The sequence below is a fragment of the Exiguobacterium sp. s149 genome, from assembly GCF_018618395.1.
Lineage (GTDB): Bacteria > Bacillota > Bacilli > Exiguobacteriales > Exiguobacteriaceae > Exiguobacterium > Exiguobacterium chiriqhucha.
In genome coordinates, this window is sequence record NZ_JACSLZ010000001.1 from 577,913 (window position 1) to 597,143 (window position 19,231).

12 protein-coding genes and 1 pseudogene are annotated in these 19,231 nt (G+C 42.6%); 3 read left to right on the forward strand and 10 right to left on the reverse strand.

The genetic code is table 11. The features are described 5' to 3' along the window. Window positions 1–192 precede the first annotated feature (192 nt). Both KNP81_RS02950 and KNP81_RS02955 read left to right on the forward strand, forming a co-directional pair. Window positions 193–2,100: a beta-glucoside-specific PTS transporter subunit IIABC gene (locus KNP81_RS02950; protein WP_214718262.1), complete on the forward strand. Its 1,908-nt coding sequence runs from the start codon at window positions 193–195 to the stop codon at window positions 2,098–2,100. A gap of 38 nt (window positions 2,101–2,138) precedes the next feature. Continuing rightward, a pseudogene (locus tag KNP81_RS02955) lies at window positions 2,139–3,591 on the forward strand (6-phospho-beta-glucosidase). 834 nt (window positions 3,592–4,425) lie between these two features. Here KNP81_RS02955 and KNP81_RS02960 read toward each other — a convergent pair. The 8 genes from KNP81_RS02960 to KNP81_RS02995 all read right to left on the reverse strand — a co-directional run bounded on the left by KNP81_RS02960 (window position 4,426) and on the right by KNP81_RS02995 (window position 13,709). Continuing rightward, a complete protein-coding gene (locus KNP81_RS02960; protein WP_214718264.1) occupies window positions 4,426–4,989 on the reverse strand; it encodes a transglutaminase domain-containing protein in 564 nt (187 codons plus the stop codon). Further along, complete coding sequence (locus tag KNP81_RS02965) at window positions 4,976–5,779, reverse strand: hypothetical protein (protein WP_214718265.1); 804 nt, start codon at window positions 5,777–5,779, stop codon at window positions 4,976–4,978. Before KNP81_RS02965 ends, KNP81_RS02960 begins: the two co-directional genes overlap by 14 nt. A 133-nt stretch (window positions 5,780–5,912) precedes the next feature. Next, on the reverse strand, window positions 5,913–7,316 hold the full coding sequence (locus KNP81_RS02970; RefSeq protein WP_214718267.1) for a hypothetical protein: 1,404 nt from the start codon (window positions 7,314–7,316) through the stop codon (window positions 5,913–5,915). Window positions 7,317–7,331: 15 nt separating this feature from the next. Continuing rightward, entirely contained in the window at window positions 7,332–8,318 is a 987-nt protein-coding gene (locus tag KNP81_RS02975; RefSeq protein WP_214718269.1) for an outer membrane protein assembly factor BamD, read from the reverse strand. A 12-nt stretch (window positions 8,319–8,330) separates the two neighbouring features. Beyond that, window positions 8,331–10,085: an Hsp70 family protein gene (locus tag KNP81_RS02980; RefSeq protein WP_214718276.1), complete on the reverse strand. Its 1,755-nt coding sequence runs from the start codon at window positions 10,083–10,085 to the stop codon at window positions 8,331–8,333. 12 nt (window positions 10,086–10,097) lie between these two features. Continuing rightward, the gene (gene grpE / locus KNP81_RS02985) at window positions 10,098–11,279 is read right to left on the reverse strand and encodes a nucleotide exchange factor GrpE (protein WP_214718277.1); all 1,182 of its coding nucleotides are present in this window, start codon (window positions 11,277–11,279) and stop codon (window positions 10,098–10,100) included. Further along, window positions 11,276–12,562: an AAA family ATPase gene (locus KNP81_RS02990; protein WP_214718278.1), complete on the reverse strand. Its 1,287-nt coding sequence runs from the start codon at window positions 12,560–12,562 to the stop codon at window positions 11,276–11,278. The genes grpE and KNP81_RS02990 overlap by 4 nt, the downstream gene beginning before the upstream one ends. Window positions 12,563–12,566: 4 nt before the next feature. After that, complete coding sequence (locus tag KNP81_RS02995) at window positions 12,567–13,709, reverse strand: J domain-containing protein (RefSeq protein ID WP_214718280.1); 1,143 nt, start codon at window positions 13,707–13,709, stop codon at window positions 12,567–12,569. A 197-nt stretch (window positions 13,710–13,906) separates the two neighbouring features. On the opposite strand from KNP81_RS02995, the gene KNP81_RS03000 reads away from it, so the two are divergent. After that, the gene (locus tag KNP81_RS03000) at window positions 13,907–15,121 is read left to right on the forward strand and encodes a DnaJ domain-containing protein (RefSeq protein ID WP_214718284.1); all 1,215 of its coding nucleotides are present in this window, start codon (window positions 13,907–13,909) and stop codon (window positions 15,119–15,121) included. A 272-nt stretch (window positions 15,122–15,393) separates the two neighbouring features. On the opposite strand, the gene KNP81_RS03005 is transcribed toward KNP81_RS03000, so the two are convergent. Together KNP81_RS03005 and KNP81_RS03010 are read right to left on the reverse strand one after the other, a co-directional pair. Continuing rightward, the gene (locus KNP81_RS03005; RefSeq protein WP_214718286.1) at window positions 15,394–17,526 is read right to left on the reverse strand and encodes a DUF262 domain-containing protein; all 2,133 of its coding nucleotides are present in this window, start codon (window positions 17,524–17,526) and stop codon (window positions 15,394–15,396) included. After that, window positions 17,513–19,186: a DUF262 domain-containing protein gene (locus KNP81_RS03010; protein ID WP_214718288.1), complete on the reverse strand. Its 1,674-nt coding sequence runs from the start codon at window positions 19,184–19,186 to the stop codon at window positions 17,513–17,515. Before KNP81_RS03010 ends, KNP81_RS03005 begins: the two co-directional genes overlap by 14 nt. Window positions 19,187–19,231 lie beyond the last annotated feature (45 nt).

Genomic DNA, 19,231 nt, shown 5'->3' on the forward strand with positions numbered 1-19,231 from the left:
TTTGTTTTGGCACGTGCTACATTTCAAGTATCAAATAACAACTGAACGGTCTCCTGCGCAGGAATGTTACCTTTAGTGGGCATAACCTGACTCGAGTCAGATGGTAGACGTGATTTCACGTATTTCATCTGACACGGGTCAGGTTTTTTATTTGACGCAAACCAAAAATCCAATGAAAAGGAAGGTATGGACATGAAGTATGAACAGCTCGCACGCGACATTATCCAGCAAGTCGGCGGCAAAGAGAACGTCAACAGCGTCGTCCACTGTATCACCCGTTTGCGTTTCAAATTGAAAGACGAGAGCAAGGCCAACACGGAAGCCATCAAAAACATGGACGGTGTCGTCACCGTCATGAAGAGTGGCGGTCAATACCAGGTCGTCATCGGCAACCACGTCCCGGACGTCTATAAAGCGGTCGTCGAGGTCGGCGGCTTCCAAAACCAGTCACCTGTCGAAGAAGAGGACGGCCCGAAAGGCTCATTGTTCAGCCGATTCATCGATATCATCTCTAGCATCTTCACTCCTGTCCTCGGTGTCTTAGCCGCGACCGGGATGATCAAAGGGTTCAACGCCCTCTTCGTCGCAGTCGGTTGGCTCGACGCCACATCCGGTACGTATCAACTGTTGAACGCCATCGGCGACTCGCTGTTCTACTTCTTCCCGATCTTCCTCGGCTATACAGCCATCAAGAAGTTCGGCGGCAGCCCGTTTATCGGGATGGCCATCGGGGCGGCGCTCGTCTATCCGACGCTATCGACACTCACGGCCGGCGACCCGCTCTACACCGTCTTCGCCGGCACGATGTTCGAGTCACCGATTCATATCACGTTCCTCGGTGTCCCGGTCATCTTGATGACGTACTCGACATCCGTCATCCCGATCATCATCGCAGCGTTCTTCGCAGCGAAACTCGAGAAGTTCTTGAAGACGGTCATCCCGGACGTCGTCAAAATGTTCATCGTTCCATTATTGACATTACTCATCATCGTGCCGCTCACGTTCATCTTGATCGGACCGATCGCGACTTGGGCCGGTATGTTGCTCGGTAGCGCCACGGTCGCCGTTTACAACTTGAGCCCGCTCATCGCCGGGATCTTCCTCGGCGGTCTCTGGCAAGTGTTCGTCATCTTCGGTTTGCACTGGGGACTCGTCCCGGTCGCCATCAACAACTTAACGTCACTCGGGGCTGACCCTGTACTCGCACTCGTCTTCGCGGCCTCATTCGCGCAAATCGGTGCCGTACTCGCAGTCTTCCTCCGAATCAAAAATCAAAAAATCAAAACGCTCTCGATTCCGGCCTTCATCTCAGGCATTTTCGGTGTCACTGAGCCAGCCATTTATGGGGTCACGCTCCCACTTAAAAAACCGTTCATCATGAGCTGTATCGGTGGTGCCGTCGGTGGTGCCATCATGGGTGTCATGGGTACGCAAGTGTATATCATCGGTGGACTCGGCGTCTTCGGTTACCCGTCGAACATCTCACCGGAAGGCATCACGACCGGCTTCTACGGTTCACTCATCGGGACGGCCGCCGCCTTTGTCGTCGGTTTCGTCTTGACGTACTTGTTCGGTGGCGTCAATAAAGCGGTCGCCGCAACGCCACAACCAGAAGTCACACCGGTCTCACAAGAAGTATCAGCGACAAAAGTCGGTCAAGAACAGATCCTCAGCCCGCTCGCCGGGAACGTCGTCAGCTTGAAAGACATCTCGGACGTCGCCTTCTCATCGGGCTCACTCGGTCAAGGCGTCGCCATCGAACCGACGGAAGGCAAGCTCGTCGCCCCGGTATCTGGGACGGTATCCGCTCTCTTCCCAACGCATCACGCCATCGGCATCACGACCGAGACGGGCGCTGAGGTGCTCATCCATATCGGTATGGACACGGTTCAACTCGAAGGCAAACACTTTAAAGCACACGTCACGCAAGGCGAATTTGTCGAGAAAGGACAGCTGTTGATCGAGTTCGACCTCGACGCGATCAAACGCTCTGGCCGTGCCCTCACGACACCGGTCATCGTCACGAACCGCAAAGTGATTTCACCGAGCCGCGCCACAAACGTTCGCTCAGGCGAAGCCTTGTTTGTCATTAACGAATAAAATGTGGGAGGGATCGTCCCTCCCCTATCTTAGAAAGGATGGATTTGATGAGTTTTCCAAACGGATTTTTATGGGGCGGCGCCATCGCCGCGAACCAAGCTGAAGGTGCGTACTTAGAAGGTGGCAAAGGCTTGACGACGGTCGATTTGTTGCCGACCGGCAAGAAGCGGTTCGACGTCATGTTCGGCGACTTACCGTCACTCGAGCCGGTACCAGGCGAGTTTTATCCGTCACACGAAGCAATCGACTTCTATCACCGGTATAAAGAAGATATCGCGCTGTTCGCCGAGATGGGCTTCAAGGCGCTCCGTCTGTCAATCTCATGGGCCCGTATCTTCCCGAACGGTGACGACGCCGAGCCGAACGAGGCCGGTCTTCAGTTTTATGATGACGTCTTCGATGAACTGTTGAAGCACGGCATCGAGCCGGTCGTCACAATCGCCCACTTCGACGTGCCGGTCAGCCTCATCCAAAACTATGGCAGTTGGCGCGACCGCCGTGTCGTCGACTTCTTCGAGACGTATGCGACGACGCTGTTCACCCGCTATAACGGCAAAGTGAAGTATTGGATGACGTTCAATGAAATCAATATGCTGCTGCACTTGCCGTTCATCGGCGCTGGACTCGTCTTCGAAGACGGCGAGGACAAGCAGCAAGTCAAAATATCAGGCTGCCCACCATCAGCTCGTCGCGAGCGCGAAAGCAGTCAAGGCGGCGCACGCCATCAACCCCGACATGCAAGTCGGCTGCATGCTCGCGGCCGGCCAGACGTACGCCTACTCATGTAACCCGGACGACGTCTTGGACGCGATGGGCAAGGACCGTGAATCGTTCTTCTTCATCGACGTGCAGTCGCGTGGCGAATACCCAGGTTATGCCAAACGTTTCCTCGACGAAAACGGTATCACGCTCGAGATGGAAGACGGCGACCTTGAGCTGTTGAAACAGTACACGGTCGACTATATCGGCTTCAGCTATTATGCGAGCCGGACGACGAGCACGGACCCGGAAATCAATAAGACGACGCAAGGCAACATCTTCAGCTCGCTCGAGAACCCGTTCCTCGAGAAGTCGGAATGGGGCTGGACGATCGACCCGACCGGCTTCCGTATTACGGCGAACCAGCTGTACGACCGCTACCAGAAGCCGTTGTTCGTCGTCGAGAATGGACTCGGTGCCGTCGATATGCCAGACGCGAACGGCTACGTCGAAGACGACTATCGCATCGACTATATGGCGAAACATATCGAACAGATGCATGAGGCCATCAAGGACGGCGTCGAGATTCTCGGCTATACGAGCTGGGGCCCGATCGACTTGGTCAGTGCCTCGACCGGTGAGATGAAGAAACGTTACGGCTTCATCTACGTCGACAAAGACAACGAGGGTAACGGAACCCTCACCCGTTCGAAGAAGAAGAGCTTTGATTGGTACAAGCAAGTCATCGCGACGAATGGTGAAGAAGTGACCCCTCCCCTTAAAACCACATAACCATGCGAATCGAACCGGTCCCGTTGACTGGTTCGATTTTTTGTTAAAAATATTTTCACCGTAAACGCTCGCATATAATTTTATGGTTTTCCCCTTACGGTGTTGACATATTGAGACTTCCATTAGTCAGATTACTGCGCGCAACGAGACAAAAAACATTCAACTTTGGGCTTAAATTGATAAGGATAATTCTAATGAAAGCAAGCCACTCGATTGAAATAGAATAGTTTCCATACCTTAAAAATTAATAGATTCGAGTAATCTTATTTTTTCTTGTCTGTCTAAACGATTTACTTTTCACAAATAAACATATTAAATTAATAGCAATCACAAATGAGAAAAAATAAATCGTGTAATGCATAAAGGTAATATTATATTGAATAAAACTAATACCATATTCTGCATTGGCATTAGATAATGACTCTATTTCATTTCTATAATCATGTATCATAGAGAATGAAATCACTATCGGAATTAATGGGTAATAACTTTTATTCTTTTTTTGCAAATAAAAAAGCAATAATTGAAATATGAATATCAATATGAAAAAAATCAAAACATCTGTTAAACCTATTTCATTATAAAATGCATTTCCTGCTGATGCTCCTATCATAATGAGAATTAAGCCAAGAATGATACTCACTATTAAATTAAGTTTCTTACTTTTACCATTGTTATATGAGAAAGATATTTTGTTCTTTCCTTCATTGCTTTCGATTAGTTGTCCGCATGTTTCACAATAATTAGCATCATATCGAATAATTCTTGCACAATTTTTACAATATATTCCTCTCATTATTCATTATCTCTCCTTGTTTACTTTCTAATACTTAATTATTGATAATTTTTTGTTGCTGTAACCGGATACTGAGAGTACTCCCACTTATGGTCTTTTTTCATCTCAGCATCAGAAATTAAAAAGTAATCGTAAGTCGGCTCTCCCAACCACTTAAACGGTCCCATATACACGGGGTCGTTCCACGTTGTATCGAGGTGATACCATTTATCTTCTAACTTAACCAAGTTCCAAGCGTGTAATTCGTCTCCTACCTCGCCTGTCACGTATAAATTTTCGATTTGCAATGCATATAAGAGTAACCACGTTGCAAGTGTGTAACCATTACACACACCTTCCCCATTCATTAAAACGCTATAAGCAGTATAAGGACTTTCTTCGCTCTCTAGCTCATAAACAGTGTTGTCTACGACATAGTCATTCACAAATTTGACTTTTTCATAATCTGATAAGTTTTGAGGCATTTTGCTGAGAATAGTCTCTACATTTTGATAAATATCATTTGCTTGGTCAGCCGTAATTGAATAAGTCATTGAGACATCAAGTTCAATATGTGTGCCATAATCCATGTATTGTAGAAAGCCATCTTCATAAAAACTCATAAAATACGCTTTCATGCTGACTTAACCATTCCCAAACATCGTCTGTCGCTTGATCAAAAATTGCTGGATCTCCAGTAAATTGGATTGTAAACGACTCGTCAAATAACTCCATATGATAGGCTATGGCCTCACCTAATTCTTCAGTCGTCGCTACTTGAGTTGGGTACGTATTTATAGGGAGTAGATAATGAATAGATTCGGCTTGTACATCACTCTTTTTAGTTTTTGGAGTTTTGACTTCTTCAGGCTCTTCTTTCGGACTAGGTTCAGGACTCTTTTCTTCTTGCGTTTCTTCCTTTCCTTGCACCTTGGGAACACCACCCACAAGATCACGTACTGCCTCGTCATCTAGCGTCCCTTTAAAACTTTGAGTCAATTTTTCTACAGATAAATTCTTGAACTCTGTTATGACTTGTTCAACCCCGTATATCGAAATAAAGAGCATTGCAACAATCATAATCACTTTAAAAGATTGAAACACCTGATGGACTCTCGCTCGAATTGGATATTTAACTATCCGATTGATTTCATCATTAATCAATTGCTCCAATTTACTACGCTTCATTTTCAGTTTCGGATAGAGTTCAAACAAAGCAGTGGTATAAATCGGCTTCAATAATTGAAATTGTCGATCTGGTTCACCTTCCCAAAATCTTAACTTTTTCTCAATAAGACTAATCTCGCATCTTAATGTTCGTCTCACAATTCGGACATTTCGATAGTTTTTCCATAGATTCCAGGATATATGCGAAGTGATAAGAACGATTAAAATCGAAATTAAGAAATCCATCATCCTGCTCTCCTTTCGTACTTTTAAATTATGTGAAATAAATTTGACTCACAATTGCTAATAACAGCTAGACACATTAAAAAAGTAGCTCCAAGCAAACTGCTGAAGCTACCTATACCTCTTTCACTTTAAATCAGTAATGGCTGTAAGATCTGACGTCACCTTTTGAAAACTTTTTAAGCAATTTGGTGTTCACGATGTACCATGATTGATCATCATAATCGTATTCGAGAGAATAACGGAATACACTTGGCTCTGAGTCATCAAGCTCCGCGAACTCTTGAGTATCTTCATCATAGTAATCGCCTTGATAAGAAGCTCTTGCTTCAATCGTCGCTTTTAAAGGGTTAGTTTCCTCAATGACAATCGAATCATAACTATAATCGAGACCTAGATAGTCACCTTCCCAATACCAATTGTTTTTATCAAGCGTCTTATAGTACGACTCTTGACGATCATAGTATTCAGAGAAACGGATTTTTGAAAAATAACTTGTATCCTTGTTGCGATATGCATTGAGCCAGTCGCTCGCATTTGTATCGATTGTGTCGACAATATCCTCTTTCACTTCATCACGTACAGGGTCGATTCTCCCTTTCGATGTATCAGACAACAACTTCCGCTCATCCACTACCCAGTCCCCGCCTTGATTAACAAATGTTAATTGCCACTCAATTCGAGCACCTTCAGGCTCGTCCCTTAAATATGGTGAATACGATAGCGAGGAATAGTCTGTGTTCACTTTTGCGACAATTCGATTTTGACCTACTTCAACTAAGTCCCCTTTATGAATCGGAGCCGTCTCAATCTCTCCTTCAAAAATGACATTCGTATCTACCATCTTTGTCAAAGTTGGTTGAAACTCATTTCTGAATTTTGCTGTGGTCATTTCCATGTTACTCGTTGAACGATTTGCTAATGCATACTGGACTTCATAAAAGAATGTCGGACTCCACTCATTGACGAGCTCAATGGCTTCTTCTTTTTGACGTTCTTCCATTTCGCGTTTTTCCCGTTCTTCTCTTTCTTTAGCTTCCGCTTCTTCTTTAGCGACCTCAGCATTTTCTGTCTCTTCGTCGACAGCTTCAATCGGTTCGCTAGACTCTGATGACTCATCTGCCGAGGCATCGGTTTCTGACTCATAGACATACTCATTATATTCCGTATCCGAGTTCATCCAATCACTTAGCCACATTCCTAGTAAAAGTGTCGCAATAAAGCCTAAGACGATTGGCCATTTCCTTTTCTTTTTAAAAGGAATCACTTCCGCCGTCTTTTCATCGATTTCTTGATGAGCAATTGGATCAGCGGTAGAAGGTGTCTCTTCTGATTGGTGATTTTCATTTACCGGTGAAGCACTGACTTTGCTACCAATCGCATCACGCTCCGCCATGATGTTTTTATAAGCTTCGTCGACAAGAAGGCGTTCTTCTGGGTGCGTATCTTTTGGATAGCGATTGCATAATTCTCGATAGGCCGCTTCCAGTTCCTCTTGTCTAGAGAGAGGCGTCACATTTAATAACTCATAGGGGTTCATAGTATCCTCCTTTCTTTACAATGCATTGATAAACCAGTGACTGGCGAAACGAGATTGGATTTCTGCAGCAAGTTGGTCAGCAGTACCGTTACGTTTTACGGATACCACGTAGTATGAGAAGTACGCATCGCCTAAATAATCTGAAGTTGGATACTGGGATTCGAATTCATTCAGAACATCTCTTGATTGGGCACCGGTCTTATATTCGGCCATCAATTTATAGAAGTCGATGGTTTCTTGATTGTATAAACCGATTGGCTCCATTTTCCCCAGCAATTTGACGGCTTCTTCATATTTCCCCTCCGAGTAAGCGGTAAACCCGGACAATTCACCGTCAGACAGTGACACTTCTTCTTCAGCTGTCAACGCAGCGAGCTCTTGCTCGTACTTCGTCTCTAATGATTGAATCGCATCTTCTTTATCTTTCAATTCTTGTTTCAATTGTTCAATTTCTAAAGTACTAGCGGCACCCTCTGCTTGCGCTTTCTCAACTTGAGAAGCCATCGACAACACATCGCTCTGTCCCTCTTGATAAATCCAGTAACCGGCTCCGATCGATAAAAGTAGCGCGGCAGCGACAGGCAAGATAGCCGCTGACTTCTTCCGCTTTTCGATTGGGGCTGTTAAAAGACTTTCAACTTGAGTCCGAAACGGATGTTTTATCGGTAATTGGTACAATAGATGTTCAACCATCTTCTCGTCATTTTCTAATACTGCGACAGCAAGACGTTGCATTTGAAGTGATTCAGGATAGATCAATTCAGGCAATTTTTTCGAAATTGCTTGCGCCTTTCCTAAATCACTAGAAAGATGAGATTGAAACTCATCAAGCATCGGTAGCGCCCGTTCATATTCTGCAAGAGTTTGCGTGATAGCCTGCCCCAAGTCGCTGTCTTTTAATTCATTCCGACGCAACAAATCGTACGCTTGAAACGGCTGCCCAGACAGCGATAATCTCGAAGCTTCTTGTAAATAAAATAATGAATGTGTCTCACTCGACATGGTAGATTCCCCTTACATCAAGTCAATCAAGACATCTGTCAACTGCATCTCAAGTTGCTCTGCTCGATCAGCGTCGTTACTGAACATCGCATCTTTTAACTGTCTCAACAACGTATCAATTTTTTCACGGTCATTCCCGACAGCAGTCTTCAACATTTGCTCAGCCCGGATGATAATTGGCTTCATTCTAGTATATAGCTCGGTTTTCGTGACATCTGTCTCGAGCGTAGCTGCTGCTTCCTGCGTTTCGAAATACGTCATTCCACTCTTCGGTTCGACCGTCATCTCTTTTTTGATTCCAAAACCTAGAATCTCCGCGGTCACTTCCAAAATACCGTTCATGTTGTATTTGAAGCCAATCTCAATTTTCACTTCTCCGGCACGACGAGGCGGTAACCCTTCGATAATGAGAGGGCGATTGCTCAATTGAACGATTCCAGGAGAATGAATCGTTTCCGTGCCTGTATACTTCTCCGATTGATAGATGTCAATCTCAACCATCTCTTGATTATCATGCATCGTGTAATAGACTTTATTTTTCACTGTCGGAATGGTCGTATTTCGTGGGATGATCTCATCGTAATAAGTCGTCGAATCATGATGCCCCCGTAAAACTCCCGTTCCAAGTGAGTAAGGACAGACATCGATGACCATCAATCCGCCGTTCGTATTACGTTTTAACGTCTCGTCTTGGGCTTTTAATCCCATTTGTACAGATGCACCGAGCGCTACAACTTCATCAGGGTTAATATCGACACGAAGTGGACGGCCGTAATATTTTTGAACTGTTTCGCGTACAAGTGGAATTCGAGTCGATCCACCGACCATGATGACGTCTGTGATGTCTGTTAATTCAAGTTTGGAATCTTTAAGTGCTTCGTTAACCTCATTGATAGTGGATTCGACTGATTTTTTAATCAATGACTCAAATTCTGCACGTGATACGTCTACATTTAAAGAAAGCGGCACATTATTATGAAGTCCGATGAACGGCAAGACGGCTGAACCAATCTCTTGTTGTGATAACTGAATTTTCAAGTTTTCAGATGCTTCTTTAATACGAAGGAAAATAGCTTCATAGTCCGGTAGACTTGATAATTCGATTCCTTGATCTTGTTCATATTTTTGAATGATATATTTTGCGAGCATCTCATCGAAGTCTTTCCCGCCGAGGTTATTGTTCCCGGCACTCGCTTTGACTTCGACCATCCCGTCAAACACTTCGACAATCGAAACGTCAAACGTTCCGCCACCTAGGTCATAAACGAGCATCGTTGAGTTTTTATCTAAATTTTCGAATGCGAATGCGATGGCTGCTGCTGTCGGTTCGTTGACGAGTCGCTCTACTTTCAATTTTGCAATCTCAGCAGCTTTTTGTGTCGCACGGCGCTGCGTATCGTTAAAATACGCCGGGACAGTAATAATTGCCTCATCTACTTTTTGGCCAGTCCGTTCTTCGGCACTTCGAACGAGATACTCGAGTACACGAGCCCCCGCCTCTTCAGGTCGTAACATCTTGCCATTCACTTCAATTTTTGTATCTGTACCCATCAATCGTTTAGATTCATTAACGACGTTTTTTGGCATAGATACGGCCATGTTTTTAGCTTGTTTTCCGACTGTCGTATTTCCCTTGTCATCGATATAAATCACGGATGGAGTCGTTCGTTGCCCTTCTTTATTTTCAATGATAACCGGCTTGCCATCCTTGATATACGAAATGGCCGAGTTCGTTGTCCCTAAATCGATTCCTACTTTAATTCCCATGATGTTTGCTCCTTAGTTAAGTACTGTAATGACTTGCGCTTCTCTGATGATGCGATTTGTCTTTAAATCTTTAAAGCCTTTTCGAATTTCGTCGTAGACAATGTATTGATCTAATCCATTTGCTTCTACAGATGAAACTACAGCGACACCTTGCATGAAAGTAGGATCAATTTTTTTACCAATCGCATGAAGTGCCTCTAAATCAATTTCTCTTAACATGAACTCCATACGTTTTAATTCTTTTGAAGTCGCTGCAAATAACTCTCCGTCCCCATTTGTTCTGAACATCCGAACGAGATGGAACATGCTGTCGTATAATTCAATAACTGTACTCACGAACGTTTCACGGTCTTCAGAGACAGCAACTTCCTCTTCAACTCCAGATGCTTCTAACACCACTTGTTTGATTTCTTCCGCTGTTTTGAACGTCATTCGTTTTGCTTGTTTTGTCTCATTGATAAGTTGCTCGAGCTTTTCGACAACGTCTTGATCGACGGAAGAGGAACGATGAATAACAGGAGGTGATTGCATGCTCATCTCCAAATAGTTTTGGCACACTTCTCGTAGTTTTTGCGCAGGAGATAATGATTTCATGTCATTAACTTGTCCTTTCTGACTTAGATAATATGAATATAGTGAAGGTGGTATTAAATTTAAGAGATAACGCATGATTTCATTCTCGAGCTGAGGTTCGAGCTCAATAAGCTTTATCGAAACAGAGACAATATCGTTGAAAAATGTGATTTCTGCTCTTTCCGTAACCGCTATCAATAGCGCGTTTAGTTGACGAGGAGTGCTGAAAGGTATTTCGTCAAAAAGATTGTTCTCCAACTTGGGACTAATAGATAATGCTTTCCTCGCTTGCAAATAAAGATTTTCTGATTTCGATGTCACTGTACACACATCTAAAGTAATGGTTTCCAGATGCTTTAGGGTAATATCCGTCGCCTTTTGACTCAGTTGACTGACTGATGAGAAATCAATGATGTAATTTCCTTTGCGATGACTATTGATTCGACCATACATTGAGTTGTAGTAACGATCAGATGAATCATTTGGAATCGACCACATATCTGTCAACTCTTTCATTAGATTGAGGAAAGGTTTTTTTATAAGTTTACGAGACTTTTTTTCTGTAGGAATTTTAGTAGACTTATCAGTCGTAAAGATGTTGATATTTTTAATGATATTCATCGCTTCCAGTCCCTAATCACCTGACTGAGCATATCCTCCGTTATCAGTTGCAGATCAGTTGAGGCATGCGTCACAGAATGAACCGCTTTACGCATAATCAGAGCTTCCACAAAATTTCGAACGAGACGTCCGTTTCCTTGATGACCTCTCTCTAAAAATAAAAGCATCTTATTCTTAGCTCGGTCCTCGAGCACGTATTGGGACTGTCTCAATTGAAGCTCAGCAATTTGCATTAGTTCGTCCACATCGTAATCCGGAAAATCAAAATAACGGGTAAAGCGCGATTCAAGACCAGGGTTTATTTTAATCAATTCCTTCATTTCGTGTCGGTACCCTGCCAATATAATGACGAATTGGTCGCGTTTGTCTTCCATCCCTTTTACAAGTGTATCGATTGCTTCCTTTCCAAAATCAGTGTCTCCACCTCTAGCCAATGAATAGGCTTCATCAATAAAGAGTACACCACCTTGTGCCAGGTTAATTTGCTTTTGAGTCTTCACGGCTGTCTGACCCACATATTCTGCAACTAAATCTTGCCGCGATACTTCAACCATATGACCACTACTTAGCAACCCCATCGCTTTCAACAAACGACCTACTAAACGGGCGATGGTCGTTTTGCCTGTACCCGGGTTACCTGAATAAACCGTGTGCAGAGTGAGAGGTTGTGTCTTGAATCCCGCCTGTTTTCTCAGCTTGCTAAATTCAATCCAGTCCAACAAATCATAAATTTCTTGTTTGATTGAATCTAATCCAATCATTTGCTCCAGTTCTTTCAAAATGGACTCTTTCGTGTCTTTTTTCTGTTGGTCAAAATGCTCAATTTTTTCAAACTCGCGGATTGTAAGATGAAGCCATTCCAAGGTTTTCTGGACGTCCACATTTAATTGAGATGCCAATTCCGTTATTTTATAGGTTCGCTGTAACGTATCGTACAAATCCTTTAAGTCTGAAACGGTGTTTAGTTCGACATCATCACCGACACGAATACCTTTTTCAGCCAACGTGGCTTGGACATATTTCATCGCTACGTCACCATCTAAGCACAAATAAAAACTATTCAAATAAGTCAGTGGCGTTCGTACAATCTCGAGGTCTCCTGCTTTTTCAATGAGTCGACTGTAATCTCGATCCATTCGTTCATCCAATGTATGTAGATTTTTCTTTACTTTAATTCGTAGCAGTCGAATCATCGCATCTTCAATATCGTTGTCTTCATACTGGGAAAGGTTTTGATTAATCGATTTTGACATCCATTCATACGCTGAAATTTGGTTGCCCATCCCCTCACCTCCAGTCTATTTGTTCGAAACAAAGATCATACTTTTTCTTTAAAAATTGATACGTCTTCGGATAAAGTAACTTAAATTTCATCACGTACGCTCTATTAATTTCGTCTTCGTTCAACCACCATTCTAAAAACACAAAATCGTTCACATGATTCTCGTCCTCTTTAGCAGTTCCTTTGATTTCTTTTATGTAGGTGTAGACCGGATAGAAAAACTCTAACGGAATGTTTTTTGCTTGATAGGCTACGTCCATTTCCTCATGAACGCCACCTAGTTCACGCACCGCATTTAAGTAATCAGGATCGATTCCATCTAACCGAATCCACTCCGTACACTCATCTAATAATATTTGCATGGCGTCGTGCCGCTCATATTCTTCTGCACGAATGCACATACTGGTCAAATAGTCCCGAGCTTGAGCATCTTCTTCTTTGTTAAAACGATTTTGGAGCCAAAGAAGCGGCAACTCATAATCCTCGCGTCGTCCAAAGAAAATCGTACATTCCATCCACTCTTTCCACACAATCATTCGTCGTTCTTGGTGGACTAACATCCATTTTTCAAACCGTACCTTAGACTCGTTATATTGTTTCGCTTGCATTAGGAGGCGACCATATGAAAGAAGCGTATCTAACACTTCTTCATTTTGCTCAAATACAATCAATTTGAATTGACGAATCGCTTCATCATATTTTGAAACAGCTCTTAAATTGTACGCATAGTATTCTCGTAATTGGGCGGTGAGGCTGTTGGAACGCTCTAAATGTTTAGCTAAATCAATCGCCTCTTCAAATCGGTCTAAGAAATAGCAGGACTGTAAAGCCGCTGCCGCTACACGTTCCGATTGGTCGGCAAATGGTATTAACGGTTCGACGTCTTTCCAAACCACCTCATCTGGAGATGTATTAATTTTTGATTCAAGTGCTTCCAATAAGTTAAGTCGTCGATCGCCTAACGCTAAACCCTCATCATATGATTTACGATTTAATGGATCGATGAGCACTTCATAAACAGCTCGAATTTGCATGAACATTTCAGGGTCTGTTTCGTTCTGATGACTCTGCATTTTATTACGATAGGCCCGCTTGATTTCGTCTTGTGTAGCGGATTGATTCACATCCAGCATTTCATAATGATTCATCTGTTTATCCTCACATCTGCAATATTTTTGTGATTATGGACCTATAAACAAAATTAGTACTTTTATAATGTTCTCTACTTCATTTATAGTATAAATAAAAGGAAAAGTAACTATTTTTTACCTTACATTTTACAAATAATAAGTTTTTTATACCTATTTACCCAATTTAAAACTTTTTAGTAGACAGGATGAATTCTATGAACTATTACGAGCTTTTAGGAGTCGAAGAAACCGCATCGAAAGATGAAATTAAACGAGCTTATGTAATCAAAGGTCAAAACAATGGAAATCAGCCTTCTAAAGAAATGAAACAAGCTCTACTGATCTTGACCGATCCGTTATCACGTATTCAGTATGATCGTGTCCTTGCATCCGAACAGACGACTTCGTCAGTTTTTCCTTTACATGAATTAAAAAAGTTAAACTATTATGAACGTCTAAAAATCAATGCATATGCAAATCAAGAAGCCATTAAAAAATCGTATTATGAACAAATTAAAATCTTTTCGAATGAGCTTTATCCAGACCACTTCATTCTGATTCGTGAAGCTTACGAGGTTTTGTCTGATCCAATCGAACGCAAGAGATATTCATCTCAGATTGAACGGGAACAATCAACTCAGTCGTCATCTAAGAACCAGGACCATCAATCTACATCATCACGTCCACCCATCTCATTAGAAAAGTTAAAAAAAATGAACTATTACGAGCGTTTAAACATCAATAAGAACGCCCTTCAAGTGAATATCAAAAAAGCGTATCACGAGCAGATTAATGTTTTTTCGAATGAACTATATCCGGACCACTTCATTCTGATTCGCGAAGCTTATGATGTACTCTCTGACCCAGAAGAACGAAAGAAATACAGAGCACAAATCGAAGGTGGACACTCACATCAATCATCGTCCAAAAACCAAAGACATCGTTCACCTGACTCAACCGCACCGATTTCTTTAGCAAAACTGAAAAGAATGAATTATTTCGATCGACTAAATGTGAATCCTTATGCATCGACTGAAAAAATAAAAGAAAGTTACTACAAGCAAATCAAACGTTTTAATAACGAAGTTTTTCCTGAGCATTTCCTTCTCATCAAAGAGGCGTACGAATATTTATCAGACCCTGTAAGACGGAAGAACTACTTAAATGAGTTAAATCCTACCACTTCTAATCATCAGTCCGAACGATCAACCGAGACTCACTCAGCTCCTGAATATGATGAAGAGAGTGACGGTTACCCTACACTCGGCTGGATTATCGCCATTTTTGGTTCATTTATGTTCACGCCAGTTATTGCTATCCCTTTAGGCATAGCAGTAGGAATGGGATTCGCTCGTGCATTTAAAGCTGTCGGAACAATAATTGTCATCGGACTCGTACTGTTGTTTTTCATTGCACTACTGATAGGTTAGTTTGTTAACTTTTGTATTTTTCATGAGGATGAAATGACATTCCAACGCATGCTACGTTATCCAATGTCGCCTTTAAGGCGACATGATTCATTTATTTTTTGAACTCTCGCTTCATCGTGGACACCATCGATATTTAAACGCAAGTTTTTAGAATGTTTCCCAGTCCAACAAGTGGAAAAACGTATCGAGCACTCCATCCCCCAGAAATTGTTTCTTTTTCAAAGTAAATGAAGACATCGTCCTTCATCCGATGATGAGGAACGACGTCTTTTTTATGGTGTAACAATTTGATTCTTTTGACTAAGCCAATTTACTAAGTTCACGCCTTGTTCGACTCGATCCAAATATGACCATCGTGAAAGTTCAGTGTGTAACTGCTCTCGGTCGACATCTCCTTCGACAGTCCACTTTCCTTCTTGTAAGAATAGTATGACGCCGTCTGCCGTCTCCAACTTACTGAACGCTTCTGTGAAAGGATAAACTGCATCACCAAGCTGTCGATGCATTTCCGCATAGATTGGATTGATAAAGTATTTACCGACTCTTGAACCCGACAACCGCTCGACAATCAAGTTATCTTCGTCCGGGAAAGTAAACATATGACCTTCATCCGTCAAAGTTCCGTCATACTTGAGAAAATAATAACGCCACTCGTTGGCGCTCAACGTACAATTCTTTATGAGATCCTCAAGACAATTTTCGATTGATTTTCCTTCATTCATCACGGAATCAAATAATGTGTCCAAAACGGGCTGTAAGTTTTTTTTGAACTCTTCTTTCTCACTTACGAGTTGATGTGTCCATACGAATCGGGCGTATTTTTCCCCGCCGAATATGTATCGCTCACTATGAGACGAGTATCCGTCAATCAAACCATAATCTCCAATCGCTAACATGGCTCGTGTCCATAGGGATGGCCGTGTTCCGAGCAATTCCTTGAATCGTTTCACAAACGGCTCGCCATACACCTTAAAAGCAGGAAACACGCGATGTGTCATCCCTTTCAACATATCCAGGTCCTCTAGCTGATGGAGGGCTTCTTTCATCGTTTCATGCGCTTCAACGTAACGGCGTTTGTCAATCTCATGCTGAACTACACGGGTAGGAAAAACGGACATCATAGACCGTTCAATCCGTTTCGACAACAAACCATGATCTGCAATCAATGCATCAATCGCCTGATAGATGGAACCAAGACGCTCAAAGCGGATGTTCGAAGTATACCCGCCTTGCTTCTTTTGACGAACACCTTCTGCCAAGTTGCGCACCACACGCACAAGGTCAAGCTCCTCAACTCCATGTTGTTTCATTCGTAAGATGGTGTAAATCACGATTTGGTCATCGTAAGACAACTTAAACAGGTCTACTTTCAACAACCGGTCTAATAAATCGGGCGCAATGTGTGTAAGTTGACTCGTATAAAACTTAAATGTCGTCTCAAGGTCAGTACTGTCTGTCCACATGTCGAGCACAGAGAATAAATCGCGAACATTTTGAGGGGACTGATAAATTGACGTGAACCGTGAGGGAACAGTCAGGCTGTCCAGAAATTCTTTCTGCTCTTCTCGTCTTTCAAAGTCCATCTCTTTGAGTACGATCGCGCTCGTCCAGTATCGAAAAATATTTAAAAACACATTATCGATTGTTTGTGACGCCTTATCCCGATATGGCCACAACAAATCGCCCCATTGTATCTCGACTTTCTGCTTATACGCTTCCCACTCGTCTTTCATATCGCTTTCAAAAAGGTGTTGCTCGAATTGCGCTTTAAAGTTATCAAATGGGCTCAACGGTTTTCCGCGCGAATTCATTTTAATGTATAGCGATTCGTCTAAATCGTATTTGTCCAAGTCAAGGAAGTGAAACGATACGTCAGGCTCTTGATTAACCAAATCTGGTAACAAATCCGTTTCGACATCGCGAAATGCAAGTTCTAGCTCGTTCAACATTACAAGCGCGCCTGCGATTGTTGGGTCAAGCAACCAGTTCGTCCGAAACCATTTTTGATTGCAAATTCGTTCATGAATGGTCTGAGCTTCTCCACCTAAAATCGGGAACTCGACTAAAGCGTGAAAAAAGTCTCGAGCCGTGATTCGTGTTTCATACGTGAATCGCTTTAAATACTCCGGAAATTCTCTTCTTCGATAACCGATGTACCAGTAAAGCAGATATAGTGACGTAAGACGCTGTTGCCCATCTAACGGCCGCAACGTGCCATCCTTGATTGCACCATAGATAAAATCTAAGTCTACGGGTGTCCCATCGATTGTTGCCGCTCTCAATTTCCCGACAATCGATTTACGGATTGTTGTGACCTCAGTACTCAATCGTCCTTGCGCATAATCGCGTTGAATCATTGGAATCACAATGGAATAGTTACCAAGTAACGTTTTAAGCGTATGCATGTGGCGTCTCCTCTTCGGTAAACGTATGAATCGACTGAATGATTTGATTCACGTAAGCCTCTTGGTCTTCCGACGTCCAAAATTCATAAGTTGTCGGCTTATTCGTGTAATATTTCCAAAATGCTTTTCGTGTCGCAGCCGGTAAATAGCCACCGTTTCGTTCAAACGTTTTTAATGCGTCAAACTTGATTGGATAGTAGTGATTACTCAATGATGAGTTCAAGCTTTGGCTTAGAAGCACCAAATTTCCTATATTATGCAATCTGTCTCGATTCAAAATCAGTGATTCACCGTTTCGACTGATGATGCGCTCTTCTAACTTGCTGACAAACATAAAGAATTCACGCTTTGAATAATCTTGAGCCAGTAACTCACGAATTAACTTTTGGTCATCATATAATTTGTGGTTTCCTAATAAACGCTCTGTCTCATGTAACCAGGCATCCCATTGTTCTTTCGATGTCAATTCAGCTGTGTTTTGGGCATGGATGTGCTCGAGCGACCATTTCTCTTGTTTATAATAATGGAACGGGAACCGACTCGATCCATGGTCCGTTTGCATTTCTTCAGCTAAATTAAACAATAACAGCACTTGTTTAATCGCATCTTTGTCTGATTCATAGTCAAATTCATTCAATTCATCGAGGTCCTCAGGCAAAGTCTTTCTGACGATTCCCCGAAGTGCCTTTATAAAGTCCGTCTTTGATTCAACGTTTTCCGAATGATAGAGATTTAATAGTTCTGGTACCTTTTGTTTTTGTTTAGAAGTATGCGTCAAATAGCCGATGAAATGATAGATTGAGCGGTCCTCATACCATTCATTTAAACGAGCGTATAAATCACGCACCTCTTGCCAAAAAGTTGGTCGATTCAAGACCTGGTAGAACGTATAATAACGGTCATGGTGCTTGTCCAAATTGTCCACAAGTACGTCAAATAACCATTCGATTCGATTTTCATACATCTTTTTAGACTCTAAGAAATACCAGAACCAGTCGTCTTGTAGCCTGCGTTCCATCGCTTCCCATTCTATGGACAGCTCGATTCGCTCATGTTCACTACATGGTTGAAGCAAGACGGCTTTAATCAATTCTGCGCTCGTCAATTGAATCTTTCCGACGTTCAATTTTAAAAATAAATCGTATGCGTTGGCAGACTGATCAACTTCATACCAAATAACTTTGACTCGTTCAGCGAGGGTGATGAATAACTTCATACTAAGCGACATGTTTTTCCGACTATTTTCTTTGATCCAAGTTTGGATGGTTACATAAGCCTCTTTAAAATAATGGTGGTCAACATTGGAGGCAGACTGCGTCGCATAGTAATCGATTCGTTCAAGCATGTCTTGGCTATCCGGTCGTGATTCATATGTGATTTGGTAAGCCGGTTGTTTGAGACTCCTTAATAAAATCGCAATCGTCGTCAATCGTTGTTGTCCGTCAATGACTTCAAATCGCTCTTCTCCAATATTTCGTACGACGACGGGTTGAAGACAATAAAAATCTTCATTGCTCGAGTTTTCCATAAATCCATGTAAGTCATCAAGCAAATTCAATATTTGGGTCTCGTCCCAACGATAACCTCGTTGATAGGACGGAATGAAAAAATGCGCGTCCACGCCGATTTCATTAATGCTTTTCAATTCAAACGTCGTCATGTTACTCCTCTTCTCCTATGCAAGACATCGTTCACTCGATTTTTT